20 protein-coding genes, 1 tRNA gene and 1 pseudogene are annotated in these 21,726 nt (G+C 39.5%); 16 read left to right on the forward strand and 6 right to left on the reverse strand.

From position 1 onward, the window contains the following. The first annotated feature begins 3 nt into the window (after nucleotides 1-3). Nucleotides 4-851 (forward strand): annotated as a pseudogene (locus AC1M9M_RS01620) (IS5 family transposase). Nucleotides 852-1,040: 189 nt separating this feature from the next. On the opposite strand, the gene AC1M9M_RS01625 reads toward AC1M9M_RS01620, so the two are convergent. After that, nucleotides 1,041-1,117, reverse strand: a tRNA-Ile gene (locus tag AC1M9M_RS01625). 328 nt (nucleotides 1,118-1,445) lie between these two features. Here AC1M9M_RS01625 and AC1M9M_RS01630 point away from each other — a divergent pair. Both AC1M9M_RS01630 and AC1M9M_RS01635 read left to right on the forward strand, forming a co-directional pair. Beyond that, entirely contained in the window at nucleotides 1,446-2,012 is a 567-nt protein-coding gene (locus AC1M9M_RS01630) for a 1-acyl-sn-glycerol-3-phosphate acyltransferase (protein WP_171076734.1), read from the forward strand. Between the two features lie 107 nt (nucleotides 2,013-2,119). After that, nucleotides 2,120-2,869, forward strand: coding sequence for a YebC/PmpR family DNA-binding transcriptional regulator (locus tag AC1M9M_RS01635; RefSeq protein ID WP_035264495.1), 750 nt, complete (start codon nucleotides 2,120-2,122; stop codon nucleotides 2,867-2,869). A gap of 82 nt (nucleotides 2,870-2,951) precedes the next feature. On the opposite strand, the gene AC1M9M_RS01640 is transcribed toward AC1M9M_RS01635, so the two are convergent. Both AC1M9M_RS01640 and AC1M9M_RS01645 read right to left on the reverse strand, forming a co-directional pair. Next, nucleotides 2,952-3,422: an Lrp/AsnC family transcriptional regulator gene (locus AC1M9M_RS01640; protein WP_035264497.1), complete on the reverse strand. Its 471-nt coding sequence runs from the start codon at nucleotides 3,420-3,422 to the stop codon at nucleotides 2,952-2,954. A 113-nt stretch (nucleotides 3,423-3,535) separates the two neighbouring features. Further along, nucleotides 3,536-4,300: a glutathione S-transferase family protein gene (locus AC1M9M_RS01645; protein ID WP_481595429.1), complete on the reverse strand. Its 765-nt coding sequence runs from the start codon at nucleotides 4,298-4,300 to the stop codon at nucleotides 3,536-3,538. A gap of 373 nt (nucleotides 4,301-4,673) precedes the next feature. On the opposite strand from AC1M9M_RS01645, the gene AC1M9M_RS01650 reads away from it, so the two are divergent. From AC1M9M_RS01650 to ychF, 7 genes are all read left to right on the forward strand, one after another. Further along, complete coding sequence (locus AC1M9M_RS01650) at nucleotides 4,674-5,876, forward strand: SfnB family sulfur acquisition oxidoreductase (RefSeq protein ID WP_481595430.1); 1,203 nt, start codon at nucleotides 4,674-4,676, stop codon at nucleotides 5,874-5,876. A 9-nt stretch (nucleotides 5,877-5,885) separates the two neighbouring features. Continuing rightward, nucleotides 5,886-7,109 carry an SfnB family sulfur acquisition oxidoreductase gene (locus tag AC1M9M_RS01655; RefSeq protein ID WP_481595431.1) on the forward strand — a complete coding sequence of 408 codons (1,224 nt, stop codon included), beginning with the start codon at nucleotides 5,886-5,888 and terminating at the stop codon, nucleotides 7,107-7,109. Next, nucleotides 7,109-8,539: an LLM class flavin-dependent oxidoreductase gene (locus AC1M9M_RS01660; protein WP_481591137.1), complete on the forward strand. Its 1,431-nt coding sequence runs from the start codon at nucleotides 7,109-7,111 to the stop codon at nucleotides 8,537-8,539. Before AC1M9M_RS01655 ends, AC1M9M_RS01660 begins: the two co-directional genes overlap by 1 nt. A gap of 25 nt (nucleotides 8,540-8,564) precedes the next feature. Continuing rightward, complete coding sequence (locus AC1M9M_RS01665) at nucleotides 8,565-9,407, forward strand: MetQ/NlpA family ABC transporter substrate-binding protein (RefSeq protein WP_481595432.1); 843 nt, start codon at nucleotides 8,565-8,567, stop codon at nucleotides 9,405-9,407. An 11-nt stretch (nucleotides 9,408-9,418) separates the two neighbouring features. Then, entirely contained in the window at nucleotides 9,419-10,489 is a 1,071-nt protein-coding gene (locus AC1M9M_RS01670) for a methionine ABC transporter ATP-binding protein (protein ID WP_481595433.1), read from the forward strand. Beyond that, nucleotides 10,470-11,129, forward strand: a complete 660-nt coding sequence (locus AC1M9M_RS01675) for a methionine ABC transporter permease (RefSeq protein WP_481595434.1) — start codon at nucleotides 10,470-10,472, stop codon at nucleotides 11,127-11,129. Before AC1M9M_RS01670 ends, AC1M9M_RS01675 begins: the two co-directional genes overlap by 20 nt. A 123-nt stretch (nucleotides 11,130-11,252) precedes the next feature. Further along, nucleotides 11,253-12,344 (forward strand): redox-regulated ATPase YchF, encoded by a 1,092-nt coding sequence (ychF, locus tag AC1M9M_RS01680; RefSeq protein WP_035264512.1) that lies wholly within the window; start codon nucleotides 11,253-11,255, stop codon nucleotides 12,342-12,344. A gap of 59 nt (nucleotides 12,345-12,403) precedes the next feature. Here ychF and AC1M9M_RS01685 read toward each other — a convergent pair whose 3' ends face one another. Next, entirely contained in the window at nucleotides 12,404-12,958 is a 555-nt protein-coding gene (locus AC1M9M_RS01685; RefSeq protein ID WP_481595435.1) for an Mpo1 family 2-hydroxy fatty acid dioxygenase, read from the reverse strand. A 100-nt stretch (nucleotides 12,959-13,058) separates the two neighbouring features. Between AC1M9M_RS01685 and AC1M9M_RS01690 the strand changes: the two genes are divergently transcribed. After that, nucleotides 13,059-13,751, forward strand: a complete 693-nt coding sequence (locus AC1M9M_RS01690) for a Crp/Fnr family transcriptional regulator (RefSeq protein ID WP_481591143.1) — start codon at nucleotides 13,059-13,061, stop codon at nucleotides 13,749-13,751. Nucleotides 13,752-13,817: 66 nt separating this feature from the next. Here the strand turns inward: AC1M9M_RS01690 and AC1M9M_RS01695 are convergent, their stop codons facing one another. Next, the gene (locus AC1M9M_RS01695; protein WP_035264529.1) at nucleotides 13,818-14,300 is read right to left on the reverse strand and encodes a hypothetical protein; all 483 of its coding nucleotides are present in this window, start codon (nucleotides 14,298-14,300) and stop codon (nucleotides 13,818-13,820) included. 125 nt (nucleotides 14,301-14,425) lie between these two features. On the opposite strand from AC1M9M_RS01695, the gene AC1M9M_RS01700 reads away from it, so the two are divergent. From AC1M9M_RS01700 to dapC, 5 genes are all read left to right on the forward strand, one after another. Further along, complete coding sequence (locus tag AC1M9M_RS01700; protein WP_180027874.1) at nucleotides 14,426-15,154, forward strand: AzlC family ABC transporter permease; 729 nt, start codon at nucleotides 14,426-14,428, stop codon at nucleotides 15,152-15,154. Then, nucleotides 15,151-15,492, forward strand: a complete 342-nt coding sequence (gene ygaH / locus AC1M9M_RS01705; protein ID WP_179998205.1) for an L-valine transporter subunit YgaH — start codon at nucleotides 15,151-15,153, stop codon at nucleotides 15,490-15,492. The genes AC1M9M_RS01700 and ygaH overlap by 4 nt, the downstream gene beginning before the upstream one ends. Before the next feature lie 185 nt (nucleotides 15,493-15,677). Continuing rightward, the gene (purT, locus tag AC1M9M_RS01710) at nucleotides 15,678-16,895 is read left to right on the forward strand and encodes a formate-dependent phosphoribosylglycinamide formyltransferase (RefSeq protein WP_481595436.1); all 1,218 of its coding nucleotides are present in this window, start codon (nucleotides 15,678-15,680) and stop codon (nucleotides 16,893-16,895) included. Nucleotides 16,896-16,918: 23 nt separating this feature from the next. Continuing rightward, nucleotides 16,919-19,585, forward strand: a complete 2,667-nt coding sequence (gene glnD, locus AC1M9M_RS01715; protein ID WP_481595437.1) for a [protein-PII] uridylyltransferase — start codon at nucleotides 16,919-16,921, stop codon at nucleotides 19,583-19,585. A gap of 31 nt (nucleotides 19,586-19,616) precedes the next feature. Continuing rightward, nucleotides 19,617-20,786 (forward strand): succinyldiaminopimelate transaminase, encoded by a 1,170-nt coding sequence (dapC, locus tag AC1M9M_RS01720; protein WP_481595438.1) that lies wholly within the window; start codon nucleotides 19,617-19,619, stop codon nucleotides 20,784-20,786. Between the two features lie 207 nt (nucleotides 20,787-20,993). Here dapC and pyrF read toward each other — a convergent pair whose 3' ends face one another. Beyond that, on the reverse strand, nucleotides 20,994-21,692 hold the full coding sequence (gene pyrF / locus AC1M9M_RS01725) for an orotidine-5'-phosphate decarboxylase (protein ID WP_179998209.1): 699 nt from the start codon (nucleotides 21,690-21,692) through the stop codon (nucleotides 20,994-20,996). Between the last annotated feature and the right edge of the window lie 34 nt (nucleotides 21,693-21,726).

Consider the following 21,726-nt stretch of genomic DNA (forward strand, 5'->3'; position numbering starts at 1 on the left):
GCCATTTGGTTTGATCCTACTACGCAATGGTATGCTCCATCAAAAGGAAAACAAGGACGAAATCAAATCTACTCCGACGCAGCCATCCAATGCTGCTTAATAATTAAATCCTTATTCTGTCTGTCTTTACGTATGGTCACTGGCTTTATGCAAAGTCTGATTAAACTTTGCGGATTAAATTGGACAGCACAGATTACAGTACACTTTGTAGAAGACAAAAGTATATTGATATTGCAATCAGCTACCAAAAAAATAGCTATGGGCTGCATCTACTCATGGACTCTACAGGCTTGAAGTTTCTAGGTGAGGGTGAATGGAAACACAAGAAACATGGACCTGAATATCGTCGCCAATGGCGTAAGCTACATATTGCTATAGATGCTGAAACTCTTCAAATACATGCTATTCAGCTCACAACCAATAATATCTGTGATTCACAGGTACTTGGTGATTTACTTGATCAGATTCCACAAGATGAGCAGATTGACTCTGTTTATACCGATGGAGCTTATGACACCAAGCAATGCCGTCAGGCCATTGCAGATCAGCAAGCGCATGCGGTGATTCCACCTAGAAAAAATGCGAAACCATGGAAAGATACAAAGAGCAGCTCGCTAGAGCGAAATGAATTACTTCGAACAGTTAAACGTTTAGGTAGGACACTATGGAAAAAATGGTCAGGCTATCATCGGCGAAGTTTGGTTGAGACTAAAATGCACTGCATCAAATTATTAGGAGATAAATTCAGTGCAAGGAGCTTTGATAGCCAAGTCAATGAGGTTCACGCACGTGTAGCAGTCCTCAACAGATTTACGGAATTAGGTCGACCACTTACCCAAGTTACGCCTTAAATTTGGCTCAATTAGGGGCACTTTGCCTTTCAAATCTTTGTGCAACAAAGCCATTTAGGATACAAACAAGGATACACAGAGCGTGTTCCCATATGAAGTTATATGACGTTAAACAAAGCAATAAAAAACCCTTAACTCTTTTAGAATTAAGGGTTTGGATTTCATATGAATGCATATGATTATAAAATTTGGTGGGCCCAGACAGACTTGAACTGTCGACCAACGGATTATGAGTCCGCTGCTCTAACCAACTGAGCTATAGGCCCTATAAATACTGATTTCTCAAGTATTTTCGAATCAGAATACTAGCCAATATCAAATTCAAAAACAAGGTTTTTCATTTTTTTATCTTCAGCTTGACCAAAATTTATTCATCGCAGTTTACAAATCACGTACGATCTTGATCATCTATAGAATTTCAGTCACAAATATGTGAAAAATTATGAATTTTTGGTAAGCGTCGAGGATGTAAAGTTTGCAGATAAAATCTAAATTTAGTAGTCAATTTTTCTATAATTTATTACTAAAGGGATTGAATTTTTTAAAATGAAGTAAGAAACTCTGCCATATAAAATTCAAATATCTCTGTGAATCATGAAAAAACACATTGCCGAAATGGCGTTTAAACTTGCTGGTGTCAAATATCATGTTGAACCGAATGTTCTTGGTGATAAACAAGTCATTATCGGTTTTGAACATACCACGATGATGGATGCTGTACTCTCAATCGCACTGTTTCAAATCCATGATATCCCGATTCACACACTAATTAAAAAAGAACTATTCAAAGGACCTTTTAAGCCAATTCTAGAAGGGGTTGGTGGTATTCCAGTTGACCGTCACTCAAATAAAGATATCGTGGCGCAAATGGTTGAACTCTTCAACTCTAATGACAAATTTAATCTCGTGATTGCGCCTGAAGCGACTCGTGCGAAAAATGGTGAACAACGTAAACCGATCCGCACTGGTTTTTGGCATATCGCAAAAGCGGCAAACGTCCCTATCGTTTTCTTGTTTGTGAACCAAAAAACCAAACAAGGCGGAATTTTTGGCAAAATCATGCCATCAGAGTTGGATCATGATTTGAAATTGATTCAGGAACTTTATAAGGAACATACAGGTTTAGACATTATTATTCCTGAACCGAAGAATAAAGCCTGATCTTGATCAATTGCTAAAATAAGGGTCTTTATTAAAAAAAAGCCCTTATGGTAGAATTTCGCAGATTTGATTAGGCATAAGGCCAATCTACAAGGAGCATATTTCGCATGGCGGGTCATTCCAAGTGGGCCAATATTAAGCATCGTAAAGCTAAACAAGATGCTAGTCGTGGTAAAGTTTTCACAAAATATATTCGTGAAATTGTTACAGCTGCAAAACTCGGTGGTCCAGATGCAGCAAGCAACCCACGTCTTCGTGCAGTTGTTGAAAAAGCATTGTCCGTTAACATGACTCGTGATGTCATCAACCGTGCCATTCAGCGTGGTGCTGGTGGTGAAGACAATGATGATTTAAAGGAAGTCACATACGAAGGTTATGGTGTTGGTGGTGTAGCTGTTATTGTTGAGACAATGACTGATAACTTAAACCGTACCGTACCAGATGTTCGTCACTGCTTCTCTAAAACAGATGGTAACTTAGGTACTAACGGCTCAGTTGCTTTCCTTTTCACAAAACGTGGCGAAATTACTTTTGAAGATGTTTCTTTAGAAGACCAAATTATGGACGTTGCGTTGGAAGCTGGTGCAGAAGACATTGAAGTGACAGAAGATGAAATTCTTGTGATCACTACACCAGAATCTTTTGGTACAGTGCAAGATGCTTTAGCGGCTGCAGGTTTAAAATCTGACAATGCAGAAGTGGTGATGAACCCTTCAACTAAAGCAGAAATCACAGATATCGATCAAGCGAAAAAAATCATGAAAATGATTGATATGCTTGAAGATTTAGATGATGTTCAAAACGTATATACCAACGTTGAATTCTCTGAAGAAGTTTTAGCACAATTGGATGCTTAATCTATATTCAGAATTAGAAAAACGCACCTTCAGGTGCGTTTTTTTATAACTGATGGTCGTCTTTATTTTGTAATTGCTTGAATTATGCTTTACTCAATAAACCATGACAGTTAAATACATCATATTCTTTAATGACAAAGCTTGAATGCAATGCCACAACATGATCAATTTTACCAATGCGCTGTAACAAAATCTGGCTATAATTTTCCATATCACGAGCAACAACTTCTATAATAAAATCAGCAGATTGCCCTGTGACTAAAAAAGCATTGATCACTTCAGGAATACTTTTAAGTTCATCTAAAAATTTTGCAAAAGTATCTGAGTCATGCTTACTCAATGATACTTGTAACAACACATGTAAATTAAACCCCAATTTTTGATAATTAATATCACGCTTTAAATTTGTCATGATATTGGTTTCAATGAGGTGTTTAATACGACGGTGCACTGAACTTACAGACAGGTTAATACGCTCCGAAAGCTCGTTCAGATTCAAATCTTCATGCGTAAGGATTTCTAAAATTTGTTTATCGTATCGATCTAATTCCATCTTCTTCTCAATATTTTCATGGCACAAAATGATTATGCGTTATTTTTTCAAAAATATCGATTAAAATGAAAATAAATTAACCAATCAGACAACATAACAGAAAATATGCTCTGTTATATCCCGCGCCAATCTACCCGCGCATTTCGTTCGTTGGCATAAATACGTTTGACATATTGCCCTATCGGCAAATCAAGCAATTGATTTTGATAGTCCTCAAATTCAGATGAAACTGGCTGATGATATTCTCTTTCCCATGGTGTACCAGAAATCTCGAGTAGTGGAGCAAGCATTGAACAAACAGCGATATCTGCCAAACCTAAACGATCTCCTACCAAATATCGAGCTTGATTCTGAATCAATTGGTCGTTTAACTGCAAAATAATTTCATGCATATTTTCTTTAGCAAGCGCAACTTGTTCATCATCAAGTTGGTAGCTAGTTGAAACTAAAGTTTTAATAAGTGGCTTACTGATCTTTTGAAATTTTCTCAGATATCCTTTTTCACCGATCATGATTTCTAGTGGCTCATCGCTTTCAGATAAAGCTTGAGCAAGCCCCCACCGCCTCACTGATACACCCAATTGATTACTCAGGTCATTAATTTCAATTGCTTTTTTTCTTAACTTTAAATCTGATCTGAGCAATGAATGCTCTGGATAGACATCATCCAAATACAGAGCAATTTGGGTTGAATCTGCAATCCACTTTTCTTTATCGCGTAATATCGGCAGAGAGTTTTGACCTGTTTTTAATTTTGCGAATGCACGATGTACGCCCGGAATCATATTTTGAGCAACATAATCCAATTCCTTATGATCAAGTAACCAGCGAGCTTTTTCACAAAAGTGAGATAAAGGAAACTGGTAAAGGATGCGCATAAAATCTCCGAAGTCTTGATCAATCATAGGATTTATTGTTTTGCTTACTTTATGCAACCCTATGCCAAAACACAATGTGATAATGCATCAATTGCAACTTAAATTGTTATTTTTGGAAATATGAATCCGTTAAATTATAAATGTTTAGCAAATCTTTATCTTTTTTTTTGCAAAGTCTAAATGAATCCATCGTATTTAGAGCACTATGGTTTATTAAAATTCATTATCAATCAATAATTTAAGTTTTCTAATATTTTTCAATCGATATCTATATTTGTCTTAAGCAATTTTTTTGAATAGTTCCACAAAAATCAGCATTAAAAAAAAATATTGTATGAGCGTAGCGTATATCTCCTCAAAGAGGAATTGATCTATGTCTCGTTTAATTACTGAAAATGTTCATGTTATTGAAAATGATCAAGATGCCATTCATGCAGCCTATCATGTTGCTGATTATGCGCTCGAAGGTCGCAATCAGCGTGACCAACAACGAGCTTTACCATTTGCAGAAATTGAATTATTCAGCCAAAAAGGTTTAGGAGGCTTACGCATCCCCCACGTCTATGGCGGTGCTGAAGTATCTCATCGTACCCTTGCCCAAGTATTTCGTATTCTAAATAAAGCGGATTCAAGTTTAGGGCAAATTCCACAAAATCAAATTGCATTGCTCAATATGATCAACATCATGGGAAGCGATGAACAAAAGCAATTTATTTTCAACGAAATTTTAAAAGGTAAGCGTCTTGCCAATGGGGGGCCAGAACGACATACCAAAGATACCAAGACTTTAGACACACACCTTGTTTTGGAGGATGGGAAATATCGAGTTTCAGGAAAAAAATTCTATTCTACAGGTAGTTCATTTGCACATTGGTTAGCTATCAAAGCCATACACCCTGAAGGTCACGTGGTTTTAGTTTTAGTGAACCGTGAATCCACTGGTGTCGAAGTGATCAATGACTGGGATGGATTTGGTCAACGTACCACTTCAAGTGGCACAGTGATTTTAGACCATGTTGAAGTTGATCCATTACTGATTTTTGATGAAAGAAAATTATTGGACGTCCCTAATTTTAGAGGCGCGTTTTCACAGCTGATGCAAGTGGCTATCGATGTTGGTATTGCTGAAGCAGCATTTGAGGACATGTTGTTTGCGATCCGTAAAGCACGCCCAATTGTGGATGCACAAGTTGAGCGTGCCAGTGATGAGTATTTCACCTTACAAGAAGTTGGCAAAGCTAATGTTTTGTTAGATGCCGCCATTCTTTTGCTTGATGAAGCAGCTGATTATTTAGATTCACTCAATGTAGTTGAACAACTCTCTGATGAACAGATTGCTGAAGCTTCGATCAAAGTTGCTGAAGCTAAAGTCTATGCCAATGATGCTGCACTGCATATCTCAGAAAAGTTGATTGAGCTCGGAGGAAGTCGCGCCAGCCTCAATGTCCATAATTTTGATCAACACTGGCGAAATGCACGTGTACATACCCTTCATGATCCTATTCGCTGGAAACTTCACGCGCTGGGTTCGTATTACTTAAACCATACTTTTCCTGCACGTCATGCCTGGATTTAAGGAGTCATCATGTCATCTTTACAAGCTTTAGAGATCCAAGAATCAGGCAGTTATAGACCAGCGCATATTATTCGCTCTGATGAAGAAGCATTAAAAGTCGCACACGAACTTGCAGAAAAGTTTAAGTACCGTGCATCTGAACGAGATTTAAATCGTGAGCTTCCTAATGAAGAAATCGAAGCGTACAGTCAATCTGGCTTATGGGCCATTACAGTACCTCAACAATATGGCGGTGCCGATGTTTCTATTCATACACTGACAAAAATCATCGCATTAATGAGTGGTGTTGATGGCTCTATCGGACAAATTCCACAAAATCATTTCTATGCACTTGAAATTTTGAGGAATACTGGGTCTGAGGCTCAAAAAAGACGTTTATTTACTGAAGTTTTACAAGGTGCTCGCTTTGGAAATGCCTTGGCTGAGTTTAAAACTAAAAATGCAGCACAACGCCATACCTCTTTAAGACAAGTCGAAAATGGTTATGTCCTCAATGGAGAAAAATTTTATTGCACTGGCAGTCTATTCGCTCACCGTATTCCAACCCTTGCTAGTGATGAACAAGAGCGCCAGTTTCTAGTCTTTGTTCCATATGATAGCGAAGGCTTAAGCCTATTAGATGACTGGAGTGGATTTGGTCAACGTACCACAGGCAGTGGGACTGTTAAATTTGAAAATGTACAGATTGACCCAGAGGATATAGTCCCTTTTGATTTGGCTTATTCAACTGCCACCATTTCAGGTCCATTTGCACAAATTATTCATGCCTCAATTGAAACAGGCATTGCTCGAGCTGCTTTTGAAGAAACATTAATACGCGTTCGTCAAGCACGCCCTTGGATAGATGCAAAAGTTGAACATGCCACTCAAGACCCTTTGACACTATACGAAATTGGTCGAATTGCAACAGACGTCAAGGCCACCGAGTTACTACTAAAACAAGCAGCGCAAGCGGTTCAAGATGCCAAAGTCTCCCCTTCAGAACATTCAGTTGCACATGCTTCTATTCAAGTGGCTAAAGCACGTGCACACAGTACCGAGACTGCACTAAAAGTCTCGTCAAAACTGATTGAACTGGCTGGTAGTCGTGGAAGTCAACGACAAGATAATCTTGACCGATACTGGAGAAACGCACGTGTTCATACCTTGCATGATCCAGCGCGTTGGAAATATTTCTTCATAGCCAATTATGTTTTAAACGGCGTATTCCCCCCAAGACGAGGTACGCTGTAATGACAAAAATTCAATCGAAACCTCAAAAACAGATCCTGTTCAATGCATTTGATATGAATTGTGTAGGTCATATCAACCATGGGCTTTGGACACACCCACGTGATCAATCCTACCGATTTAATGAATTAAGTTATTGGACAGAACTTGCTCAAACTTTAGAGGAAGGTCTTTTCGATGGATTATTCATTGCCGATATTACTGGCGTTTACGATGTCTATCAAAATGGCATTGATCTAACCTTGAAAGAATCAATTCAACTGCCGAGCCATGATCCAAGCACGCTGGTGTCTGCAATGGCAGCCGTCACACAGCATTTGGGTTTCGGTATTACAGTGAACTTAAGTTATGAATCTCCTTATCAATTTGCTCGTCGCTTCGCGAGTCTGGATCATCTGACCCAAGGACGTTTGGGATGGAATATCGTCACAGGCTATTTGGATAGCGCAGCGCGATTGGTCGGTCAGCAAGGACTGAAAGATCATGATTTACGTTATGAACAAGCTGAAGAATTTTTAGAACTCTGCTACAAATTTTGGGAAGGCTCTTGGGAAAATGATGCTGTCATCCAAGATAAGCTCAATCGCATTTTTACCGATCCGACTAAAGTACATACGATCCACCATCAAGGACAGTTCTATAACAGTCACGGCGTCTTCCAAGTCTCGCCTTCAGTACAACGTACACCTGTGCTATATCAAGCGGGAACATCACCTAAAGGACTACAGTTTGCCACTCGGCATGCAGAAGCCATGTTTATTGGTGGAGATACCGCTGAAAAAATTGCGTCTCAAACACAAAAGATTCGCCAATTAACACAATCACAAGGTCGTCACGGTACAGCTATTAAATTATTTGCCGGCATCACTGTCGTCACTGCTGAAACAGATCAACAAGCGCAAGAAAAACTGCAGGAATATATTCGATATGCAAGTCCTGAAGCTGGCATTGCGCATTTCTCAAGCTCAATCGGAACAGACTTAGGTCATCTAAAAGATGAGGATGCTATTCCATATAAAAAAACCAATAGCATCGTTTCTGTAAATGAGCGCTTTAAGGAAAACAAAGTCACTTTGGCAGATTTAAAAGCTCAGCATGTACTCGGTGGACGTTATCCCTTATTTGTTGGCAGTGGAGCAACAGTTGCTCAACAGCTAATCGAATTCATTGATATTTCTGGATTAGATGGTTTTAACCTTGCCCGTACAGTCGCTCCAGAGTCACATCAAGATTTTATTCGTTATGTCATTCCTGAACTACAACATCGCGGTCGCTATAAGACCGCCTATGCTGAGGGTAGCTTAAGGCACAAGCTATTCAATGCGGGAGATCATTTACCACATTCACATCCTGCACATCATTTCCGATGTCCAAGTTCAAACCAAGATACACAACAATCAAATTTAAATTCTATACACCAACATTCTGCTTAAGTTTTTAATCTTTAGGGGTCTTTCTATGGCACAAGCTCAGTCTTCTCGACTTAAATGGATCGGCGTTGCAATCGCCATTATTGTGATTGCAGCATTTGCATGGTCCTTTTTGAAAAAAAATGATCAACAAGAAATCGTCATTGGTATTAGCCCACCTTTTGCAAAACCACTTCAAGCCGCAATTGAAGAAGCAAAGGCTCAAGGCATTCATGTACGTTTGGTAGAATTTTCAGATTGGAATACACCCAACATCACCCTAAATCATGGGGATATTGATGCAAATTATTTTCAGCATCAACCTTTCTTGAATAATGCGTTAAAAGAAACCAACTTTAAGCTCAAACCCTTGGGCATCGGCTCAGGAACACATGTCGGTTTATATTCAAAAAAATATAAAGCGATGAGTGAAGTTGAAAATGGCGCTCGAGTTGTACTGCCAAATGATCCTGTGAATCAGGGTCGCGCTCTACTCCTCTTACAACACGCTGGATTAATACAACTTAAGGATTCCAACAACCACTTATCCAACTTGAAAGATATTAAATCCAATCCAAAAAAATTGAACTTTATTGAAGTCGAAGGCCCGCAAACTGCGCGTGCCGTAGATGATGCAGACCTCGTATTTAGCTATCCAATGTACCTACGCTTAGCACAAACGATTGATCCGAATGATGCCTTAATTTTGGATGAAATTAACAACACGCTTTATGCCATCTTATTTGTTGTTCGCGATGACTTTGAACAAACTCAGCCTGAAAAAGCAGCTCAACTGAAAAAATTTATCCAAATTTATCAAACCTCAGACAAAGTTAAACAAGCATTGAATGAGGATATTGGTGAAAAACTATGGTTCAAAGGCTGGAAATAAGGAGAATGAACATGGTGAGTTTTGGTTCACACATTGAATTTGCAGTACCCCATATTACAATTCGTCATTTAAATAAGTATTACGATGTACAAGGAAAACAAGTTCACGCACTCAAAAATATTAATTTGGATATTCCCGAAGGAAAAATTTTCGGCATTATCGGCAAAAGTGGTGCGGGCAAATCTTCATTGATTCGCACCTTAAATGGGTTAGAAACAATTTCTGATGGTAGTATTCATATACATCAACATGATCTAGGGCAGCTTAATCACAATGAATTAATCGCCCTACGCCAGCGTATTGGCATGATTTTTCAACATTTTAATTTACTATCTGCCAAAACAGTTTGGGAAAATGTCGCGCTTCCATTGAAAATCGCAAAAGTGCCTGCTGCTGAGATTCAAACTCGTGTGGATGAGGTTTTAAATCTAGTCGGTCTGGCTGAAAAGCATCATCACTATCCATCACAATTATCGGGTGGGCAAAAACAACGAGTTGGGATTGCCCGCGCATTGGTCAGTAAACCTGAAATACTATTGTGCGATGAAGCAACATCGGCACTTGATCCAGAAAGCACATCTGTTGTTCTATCTTTACTGAAGGAAATTAATCAAAAATTAGGACTCACCATCGTTCTCATTACACATGAAATGCAGGTAATTCGTGAAATTTGCGATCAAGTGGTGGTTATTGATCAAGGTGAAATCGTTGAATCAGGGCAAGTTTGGTCAGTCTTCTCTCGTCCCCAGCAGAAAATCACGCAAGAACTCCTCAATTTGGAACAGCTTGATTTGCCATTCCAGTTACATCAAGAGCGAGCTACACATTTAACGCATACCATTTTGAAAATCAGCTATGCAACTGATTTGAAAAATCCTCCCAACTTAAATGATGTACTTTCTAAAATTACACTGCCTGTGCATTTATATCAAAGCCATGTAGACACTATTCAACATCATCTGGTTGGCTCACTTATCGTAGGTATTCCTCAATTAGATGTTGATGTACATACGCTCCATCAGCAATTCCACCATAAAACATCACAAATCGAGGTGCTTGGCTATGCACAACCAGCTCATTGATCTTTTAATTACGGGTACCATTGATACTTTGTTAATGGTCGGTATTTCTGCATTTTTAGCGCTTCTCATTGGATTGCCTATGGCTGTAATCCTCGTCAATACCTCAGAAAATGGGATTTATCCGTCAAAAAAAATTAATCATACCTTGGGTTGGGTGGTGAATATTACGCGCTCTATTCCCTTCCTAATTTTGATGGTGGCGCTCATTCCCTTCACTCGACTGATTGTGGGGACCAGTTATGGGGTATGGGCTGCGGTTGTACCTTTAACTATTGCGGCTACACCTTTTTTCGCACGTATTGCGGAAGTCAGTCTACGAGAAGTTGATCATGGACTCATAGAAGCTGCACAAGCCATGGGCTGTAATCGCAAACAAATTATTTGGCATGTGCTTTTACCAGAAGCACTGCCTGGTATTGTTGCAGGTTTTACTGTCACGCTTGTAACCATGATCAATTCCTCTGCGATTGCGGGTGCTATTGGTGCGGGTGGTTTAGGTGACATCGCCTATCGATATGGCTACCAACGCTTCGATATGCAAATTATGTTGGCGGTGATCATTGTATTAGTCGTATTGGTCATGCTGATTCAAGCTTTGGGTGATCAATTGGCACATAGTTTGGACAAACGTAAAATCTAATTCACACTATTCAACTGAGTCTCATCTGTCTTTTAGAGAAACATCAAAGCCATGACCTGACTTTGTCATGGCTTTGATGTAAAATCACCGACAATTTTTAAATAACACTGTGTGAGTCTTTTCATGGGTTTTAATTGCGGTATTGTCGGCTTGCCGAACGTTGGTAAATCTACACTTTTCAATGCATTGACGAAAGCTGCTATTGCTGCAGAAAACTTCCCATTCTGTACCATTGAACCAAACACTGGCATCGTTCCTGTTCCAGATCCACGTTTAGATAAATTAACTGCTATTGTTAAACCTCAACGTGTTATTCCAACCACAATGGAATTTGTAGACATCGCAGGTTTAGTTGCTGGTGCTTCTAAAGGTGAAGGTTTAGGGAACCAATTCTTAGCCAACATTCGTGAAACTGATGCAATTGCACACGTAGTACGTTGTTTTGAAGACGAAAATGTTATTCACGTGAACGGCAAAATTGACCCACTTGATGACATTGCAACTATTAACACTGAGCTTGCTTTAGCAGATTTAGAAACAGTATCAAAAGCGGTTACACGTTTAGCAAAGTCTGCGAAAGGTGGTGATAAAGAAGCAGTTGCAACAAAAGCTGTACTAGAAAAAATTCAGCCATTACTTGATGAAGGTCGCCCTGCTCGCGCAGCTGATCTTGATGACGACGAGCGCAAATTAGTTCGTGGCTTTGGTTTATTAACCCTTAAACCAACAATGTATATTGCTAACGTTGCTGAAGATGGTTTTGAAAACAATCCGCACCTTGATGCTGTTAAAAAATTAGCGGCAGAAGAGAATGCTATTGTAGTTCCGCTTTGCAACCAAATCGAAGCTGAAATTTCTTTGCTTGAAGATGATGAGCGTGCTGAATTTTTAGAAGCGATGGGCATGGAAGAACCAGGTCTTAACGTGGTTATTCGTGCAGGTTATGGCTTACTTGGCCTACAAACTTATTTCACTGCAGGCGTTCAAGAAGTTCGTGCTTGGACTGTAAAAATCGGTGCGACCGCTCCTCAAGCTGCTGGTGTGATTCACACTGATTTTGAGAAAGGCTTTATTCGTGCAGAATGCATTGCCTATGACGATTTTGTTCAATACAACGGCGAAGCTGGCGCTAAAGAAGCTGGAAAATGGCGTCTTGAAGGTAAAACTTATGTCGTTCAAGATGGTGATGTTTTACATTTCCGTTTCAACGTTTAAGTTATTAAAAAACAGCCGAAAGGCTGTTTTTTTTGCAAAGATTATTTAAAAGAATGAGATCATGGATTTTGAGTTGAAGTACTCGAGTGATTTACGTGTTTATGGTCCATTTCATAGCGTAATTGTTTAGCTCGAACCAATACTTTCTCTTCCAGTTTCTTACGTAAACCAATAAGAAATATAAATTCTGCTACCACAAATAAAGGACCTATAGCGAGCCCTACAAGATCATCCACAAAAGCTGGTTTTTTCTTTTCATAATAGTGCCCAATAAATTGAATAATCCATCCCACAATAAAAAATCCAGCACTTACCAATACCCAAGAGGATGTCGCTAAAGCTGCTACTTGTGTGGCTGGTTGATAAATTAAAGCAAATAGCACTGCCATTACCACACCAAAAATGAGATCCAAACTCAAGTAATAAATCACTGATGCGACGATCAATAACATTGCAAGATCAATGGAATATCCAGCAACTGTAAATTGCGCTTTGGCTGCAAAACACAAGATCGAAAATACAATCAAGGGAATTCCAATAAAATGCGAAAATACGTTTTTACGATCTAGGTGATAAGCTGCATATTGTCCAAGCAAGCTCTCTAAACGAGTCATGTTATCATTCCTTTTTCTGACTATTTCCTTCACTATATATAAATATAAACCAATAAGTTGTCGACTAGACGACAAATAATCAGCATAAAAAGGGAAAATTTTGCTTTCAAATCAATACGTTTATCTTTTAAAAAATAATTGGTGGTTTAGCCAGTTTGATCATGAACTACAACAGCTGATGCTCGAACATGCACAGCTCATTGAATATGGCAAAGAACAACTGATATTTTCTAAAGCTGATCAATTTGATGGCATTTATGCCGTGATTGATGGTGCTGTTCGTTTAGCACATATTGACGTAGAAGGTCGTGAGGCGGTGACAGTTATCGCAGATCCCATTATGTGGTTTGGTGAAATTTCGTTGATTGATCAACAACCCCGCTCTCATCATGCGATTACCAGTAAAAAATCCAAAATCCTCAAAATAAGTCGTGTAGGACTTGATCTAATTTTAGAACAATATCCAAAATTTTGGTTTTATCTGGCTCAATTGGTGAGTCATAAACTCCGTTATGCTTTCATGGAGTTGGTCTCTATTCAAACACAACCCCTTATTCAACGTTTAGCACAAAGATTAATCTTTATCTTAAATGGATACGGTAATCTCAAAGAGATTGAAAAAAACACCATCAACCTATCTCAAGAACAATTGGCACAAATGTTGGTCTGCTCAAGACAGACCATTAATCAAGAACTACAGCATTTAGAAAAAATTGGCGCAATTAAAGTTGCATTTAAAAAAATTGAGGTGATTAATCTTAATCAACTTAAAGCTTTAGCCGATCAAGCTTAATCGATTAAAGATGATGTGCTTCAGTAAAATCTGGATTAATCATTGTATTGGGGTCGCTAGGGTCACTTAAAATAATTTTGTATACGCCTTAGTGTTTCCTAATTCTGGTTGCTCAATTGCAGTTTTGCACTGCGCTTTATCGCGTTCATAATTGGCTTGACGCTGTGCGAGCTGGCCCTCATTTTCCACGATTGCACGTGCCCAAGCATCTATGGTTGTTAGCGCTTTACGACAAAGCGCATATTTCCCTTCAGTCACTGAGTCGGTCATTTTGACATTAATACGCCAATCCAGTACCAATTGACGCACAGGCTCGCGTACTTGTGATGGTATAAGCGCTTTATTGGCTTGATACAGAATAGGATCAACCTGATTAATCAATTGCCAAGCATGATTTGCATATTCAGTTGCGTCATTAGTCAGCTTCGGTGCTTCTTTAATTTCAACCTTTTCATCGGCAGTTTCTGCCTGACCACCACAACCGGATAAAGTGAAGATGAGGAATGTAGTCAATGCAGCTAATTTAAAGGGAGATTGAATCGCAAACATGACATCGCTCTAATAAACTATTCGGCACTATGCTAGTAAATTCGGGTAGAATACTCAATCTCGTTTTATACCTTTTGTTCCAATCTCCAATTAGGTTTATCGTGACCCAATCAAGCTCCCCACACATGACACCGGCAGGTTTTTGGCAAGGTGCCAAAGACAGTCAAGCCATCATTTTCACCTATTTGCCTGTTTCATTCGCGTTTGGTGTATCGGCAACTCAATTTGGATTTACGGCGTGGGAAGCATTATTTTTATCCTGTTCGATGTATGCAGGTGCCAGTCAATTTTTGGTGGTTGCCTTACTCGGCAGTGGCACTTCTATCTGGATGACAGCCTTAACTGTAATAGCACTTGATATTCGACATTTGTTATATGGCCCTGCTTTACAAAACTTAATTCAAGATAAACTCAATCTGAAAAAAACAGCAATTTGGTCATGGGGCTTGACCGACGAAGTCTTTGCATCAGGCATGATTAAACTTTCGCAACGCCGTCAAGAATGGTCTGAATCTTGGATGTTAGGTCTGAGTCTGTTTAGCTGGTTGTCTTGGGCACTTGGATCTTTTCTCGGAGGCTTATTTGCAGATCAAGTCAGTCATCTCCCCCAATTTTTGCAAGCAGCGCTCGACTTTCTATTACCTGCACTTTTCTTGAGCTTTTTATTGGCTGCATTTGAGAAAAAACATACCTTTGTCGTGACCATCACCATTATTGTTTCTGCTATTTCGTGTTACTTTATCGATTTATCCGCAGCGATATTCATTGGCATAAGCTCTGGTATTTTGGCTGGTTTGTTTAAACATTATGTACTGAAGCAACATGATCCTTTGCACACAGGTGAACAATCATGAATCTAGAAATTATTTGTGTCGGTATTCTAGTCGGCATCGCGAATTTCGCCTCACGCTTTGGTCCTTTTTTTGTGATTCAGAAACTACAACAAGGTCGCCAGAAACGCGGTGCTCTTTGGCTTAAAATCGCCCTTGGATCAATCGGTATTGCAGCAATCAGTTCAATGCTCGTGGTCGCGACTTTACCGCCGCTCTTAGAAACACCCAATAAGAGCGTTGCCATGTTAATTGGTTTTATTGTGCTCTCGGGTTTATATTTCAAATTTAAACAGATTGTACCTGCAACACTCACAGCGGCACTCACATACGGTTTGGTGTATACCTATTTCCCACTTTAAAATATTTCTCGCGTATTATTCATTCAGATTCTAAATTTATAAGCCTGATCCTCGGATAAGGCTTATAAATTTTTATCAATAAAAAAATTAAACGATATCAAAATAATTTCTTGCTTTTTCTTGTATTCATCGCGCTCAAGAGGTTTTAGTTCTGATATGCTAAAAGTCCATAATATCAAGCACGGATGAATCAAATGCTTATTACACTCGGTACTCCACTTCAATCTTCGGCGTTTAAAGTTCTATTATTGGGTTCAGGTGAGTTGGGTAAAGAGGTGGTAATATCATTACAACGATTAGGTGTAGAAGTACATGCAGCAGATCGCTATGACAATGCACCTGCCATGCAAGTTGCTCATCATTCCTACACTTTGAATATGGCGGACCCAAAAGAATTAAAAAAACTGATTGAACAAGTTCAACCTCATTTAATTGTTCCTGAGATTGAAGCCATTGCCACTGAAGTCTTAGTGGAAATCGAAGATGCTAAAACTGCCGTAGTTATTCCCTCTGCGAAAGCCGTGAATCTCACCATGAATCGTGAAGGAATTCGTCGCCTCGCAGCTGAGGAACTAGGGCTACCAACCTCGGCTTATCGTTTTGCCAATAGTTTGGAATCATTCCGTGCAGCATGTGATGATATTGGCTATCCAAATTTTGTAAAACCTGTGATGTCATCATCGGGTAAAGGACAATCACGCGTAAAATCTTTTGATGAAGTCGACGCTGCTTGGGAATATGCTCAAACAGGTGGTCGTGTCAATCAAGGTACTGTCATCGTAGAATCGCAAATTGATTTTGATTTCGAAATTACATTACTCACAGTACGCGCAAAAAATCCTGAAACAGGAGAAATCGAAACGCACTTCTGCGATCCTATTGGACACCGTCAAGATGCAGGTGACTATGTAGAAAGCTGGCAACCTCAACCTATGAGCACAGCTGCCCTTGATGAAGCAAAACGTATTGCCAATAAAGTCACAGTAGCGCTCGGCGGTTGCGGTATTTTTGGTGTGGAATTATTCGTTAAAGGTGATCAAGTTTGGTTCAGTGAAGTTTCTCCTCGTCCACATGACACTGGATTAGTCACACTTGCATCTCAATATCAAAGTGAATTTGAACTTCATGCCCGTGCGATTTTAGGTCTTCCAGTAAATACGCAACGTCACAGTGTTGCTGCAAGCGCTGTGATCTATGCAGGTGTTGATGATACGAATTTGTCATTTTCTGGCTTAAATCTTGCTATGCAAAACCCTAATGTCGATTTACGTCTTTTTGGTAAACCTGAAGGTTTTAAACGTCGCCGTATGGGGGTCGCAACTGCACGTGCTGAAACAACTGACATTGCACGCGAATTAGCGACTGAAGCAGCTTCAAAAGTAATTGTAAATCAAAACAAATAATTCAATAGGTAGGCCATCATTTCATGATCAATACGTCTCCATTAGCAAACTATGTTTCGAGTAATCACGACATCAAGGCAATTAATCAATGGCGCTCAGATGTTGAAAATCAATTAAAACATGAGTTTGAAAATGGTAAGGCGATACGTGAGATCATCCTCACTCGATCTAACCTGATTGATGAGGCACTTAAATTCCTTTGGCAACATGCTGAGTTAGATCAAACCGATCTGGGCTTGTTCGCTGTAGGAGGTTATGGTCGTCGTGAAATGATGCCCTACTCTGATGTCGACATTCTGATCCTTTCAGAAGATGATCTTACACAAGAACAAGAAAATGCCATTACCATTTTTATTTCCTCTCTATGGGATGTTGGCAATTTTAAACCTGGCGTAAGTGTAAGAACCATTCAACAGTGCTTTGAACAGGCCATGAATGACTTAACGGTAGCTACATCTCTCATTGAGTCTCGTTTAATTATTGGCAATGAACACTTAGCGAAATGGCCTCGTCGTGTTGTTTCACAAACTTGGACGGATAAAACCTTCTTTGATGCCAAGATGGAAGAACAAGCCAAACGCTACGCTCAGCACAACAACACTGAAAGTAATTTAGAACCTGATATCAAAAATGCACCGGGCGGCATTCGAGACATTAACCAAATTGGTTGGATTGCAAAACGGCATTTCCGAGTAAATCGTATATACGATCTTGTACATTTAGGTTTCATTTCTGAGTTTGAACTTGGGGTTCTCGAAGATGCTGAGAATTTTCTCTGGGAAATTCGTCATCATTTACACCGCTTAACTAAGCGTGATGAAAACCGACTATTGTTTGATTACCAACGCGATATCGCAGCAAAATTTGGTTACCACAAAGTCGAAGGTGAACATATCAATTATCCAATTGAACAGTTCATGAAACGCTACTATCGAGCAGCTCAGCAGGTTTCAACCCTGAATGAAATGCTACTCGCCTATTTTAATGAGTCTGTCATCACGCCTCGTTTACCCAACTATGAGCGTAAAATTGAGGAAGTGAATGAAAACTTCAAATTGGTGGATGGTAAACTCGCAGTTCAACACCATAAAATTTTTGCAGAGAAGCCTACAGCCATTCTTGAGATTTTCTATATCCTAGCAAATCGCCCTGATATTGATGGCATTCGAGCTCGTACACTTCGATTGCTTACTTTAGCTGCAAAACGCATTGATCAAGCGTATCGAGACAATCCAGTTAATCAAGCCTTGTTTATGGCGATCATCCGATCACCGAATAACTTATATGAAACATTGCTTGCGATGAAACGTTATGGTGTACTCGGCAACTATATTCCTGCATTTGGACAAATCATGGGCCTTATGCAATACGATTTATTCCATATCTATACTGTAGATGCACATACGCTCCTACTCTTACGAAATTTAAATCGTTTTAAAGCGCCAGAATTTGCTAAAGATTTTCCTGTCGTAAGTTCGGTATTCCAGCGTCTGGTGCGCCGAGACATCGTATTCCTCGCTGCTTTGTTCCATGATATCGCCAAAGGCCGTGGTGGAGACCATAGTGAATTGGGCGCGGTTGATGCCATTGAGTTCTGTAGCAAGCACGGTTTTACTGAGCGTGAGTGTAATCTTGTTGCGTGGTTGATCCAAAATCATCTATTGATGTCGATGACTGCGCAGAAAAAAGATATTTCTGATCCAGATGTTGTAAAAGATTTTGCCGAGAAGCTAGGTGATATGGAACACTTAGACTATCTGTATACGCTTACAGTGGCTGACATTAACGCAACCAATCCTAAGCTTTGGAACACATGGCGAGCATCGCTCATGCGTCAGTTATATACCAATGCTCGTGACGTTATTCGTAGTGGTTTGGGACGTCCTGTCGATTACCAAATGCTGATCGAAGATACCAAATTTGCAGCAAGTGAATTACTTGTCAATGATTATGCTTTAGAAGCTGTTGAAAAAGTTTGGCAAGAACTTGGTGACGAATACTTCCTCAAAGAAACTGCAGATGAAGTCGCATGGCATACACGTGCAATCCTAGATCATGGTGATAATTCAGCACCATTGGTGATGATGCGCGCGCACCGTAAATCAGCGCAAGATGCTGTGCAGATTTTTATTTACACTCAAGATCAACCTAATCTTTTTGCCACCACTGTTGCAGTTCTAGATCGTATGAATCTAGATGTACAAGATGCACGCATTATTACAGCAACTAAATCCTTTAGCTTAGACACCTACGTGGTGCTTGATCGTTTTGGCACATTAGTGACAGATCCAGAACGTGAAAATACGGTAAAAGAATCATTGGTGCACGCATTAACAGATTCACAAAATTATCCAGGTTTAATGCAACGCCGTATACCACGCCAACTTCGTCATTTTGATATCGAAAACACAATTGATATTACGTTGAACGAGGCGCTGCAGCAAAATATGGTCGAGATCTCTACCCTCGATCAGCCTGGATTACTTGCCCGTATCGGTGGCTTATTTATGATGCAAGGTCTCGATATCCATTCCGCGAAAATCGCCACCTTGGGTGAGCGCGCAGAAGATATTTTCTTTGTAACCAAAAAGAATGGCGAACCTATGAATTTAACTGAAGCTCAGGCTTTTGCTGAACAATTAAAAGCAGCATTAGATGAGGCTTCAAATCAGGTCTGTAATCATCATTAAAATTTAGATTTAACCCGACGGTAACTGTTTCATGAACTCTAGTTTAAACCTATTACATCCTTATCCATTTGAAAAGTTGAATAAACTTTTTCAGTTTGTAAAACCTGCAAATCTTCCGTTAATTCCATTGTCAATTGGTGAGCCAAAACATCCTGCACCTGAATTCGTAAAACAAGCTATTGTCGATAACTTCAATCATCTTTCGACATACCCAAACAGTAAAGGCTTACCAGAATTACGTGAAAGTATTGCGCAATGGCTCACACGCCGTTTCAAATTAAATGCTATTAGCGCAGAAGATCATATTTTACCTGTGACTGGCACACGTGAAGGAATTTTCTCATTCGTACAAGCGCTGATCAATCGTGATGAAGCGCCTTATGTAGTTATGCCGAATCCCTTTTATCAAATTTACGAAGGTGCAGCTTTACTCGCTGGCGCTCAACCCTATTTCATCAACTGTACTGAAGAAAATGGTTACCTTGGCGACTTCGATGCTGTCCCTGCGGAAGTATGGGAGAAGACAGCTTTGCTCTTTGTCTGCACCCCCGGAAATCCGACAGGTGCTGTGCTTTCAAAAGAACAGTTCAAAAAATTAATTGCGCTCTCTGATCAATACAATTTTGTCATCGCATCTGATGAATGTTATTCAGAACTATGGTTTGATGAAGCACCAGTTGGCTTATTAGAAGTTTGTGCAGAATTAGGTCGTGATGACTATAAAAACTGTATCGTATTCCACTCTCTGTCTAAACGTTCTAATTTACCAGGTATGCGATCTGGCTTCGTTGCAGGTGATGCTAGTCTATTAAAACCTTATTTAAAATTCCGCACTTACCACGGTGCTGCAATGCCAGTACAACATCAATTGGCATCGATTGCTGCATGGAATGATGAGGCACATGTTGAAGAAAACCGTAAACAATACCGTGCTAAATTTGATTTATTCCAACAAGAATTAGGTCATTTGCTACCACTGAAAAAGCCTGATGCGGGTTTCTATTATTGGTTAAAGGTCGATAATGATGAAACTTTTGCCAAAATGCTGATGGAAAAAGCACATATCAAAGTCTTACCGGGTCGTTATTTATCTCGTGATACTGAACAAGGAAACCCAGGTGAAAGCCATGTTCGTTTGGCACTGGTCGCAGATTTAGACCAATGTAAAGAAGTTGTTAAACGCTTAAAAGCAATTCTCTAATCGTGCATAATCTTTAACTTTAAGCCCTCTTTTTAGAGGGCTTATTTATTTTATTGATGAGTAAATGCTAGTCCAAATATTGGACTATAGCTCCCCTAAAGAAAATGTAAGGTTAACTTTGAAAACATCATTCATTTTAAAAACTAGTCAAAAAACGCCATGAACATTCATGGCGTTTTAAAATATTTAATGACTGTAATTGGAAAATTACAAAGTCGCTAAAATGTCTCTTAAAGTCTGATTTGGATTTTCTGATTTAGTAATCGGACGACCAATCACCAAGTGTGTAGAACCATCTAACATTGCTTGCTTAGGTGTAACAATACGTTTTTGATCATCAGCTGCTGAACCTTCCGGACGAATTCCCGGAGTGACGAGAGCAAAGTTCTGACCTAAAGTTTCGCGTAACATTTTTGCTTCTTGCGCAGAACATACAACACCATCCAAGCCACTTTCTTGAGTCAAGGTCGCTAGACGTTTTACATGTTCAAAAGGCTCAATATCCAAACCAAGATCACGTAGATCTTCTCGCCCCATTGAAGTTAATACGGTGACTGCAATCAACTGTGTTTGATAGTTACCTGATTTTAATCTTTCTACACAAGTTTCCATCATTTTTCGTCCACCAGATGCGTGAACATTAACCATCCATACCCCTTGATCTGCAGCAGCGCAAACGGCTTGTGCTGTAGTATTTGGAATATCATGAAATTTTAAATCTAAAAATACTTCAAAACCCTGATCATGCAATGCTTTTACAACAGTCGGACCTTCATGTGTAAAGAGTTCTTTACCCACTTTTACACGACAAAGTTTAGGATCCAAATTTTCAGCCATTTTCAATGCGTCGTATTGGCTTTTTGCATCTAAAGCAACAATGATACTCAAGGTTGTTCTTCCGTCCATCTAAAGTTGCGTCATTATAAAGATGTTCAACTTA

Source organism: Acinetobacter sp. ANC_7503 (genome assembly GCF_056780035.1).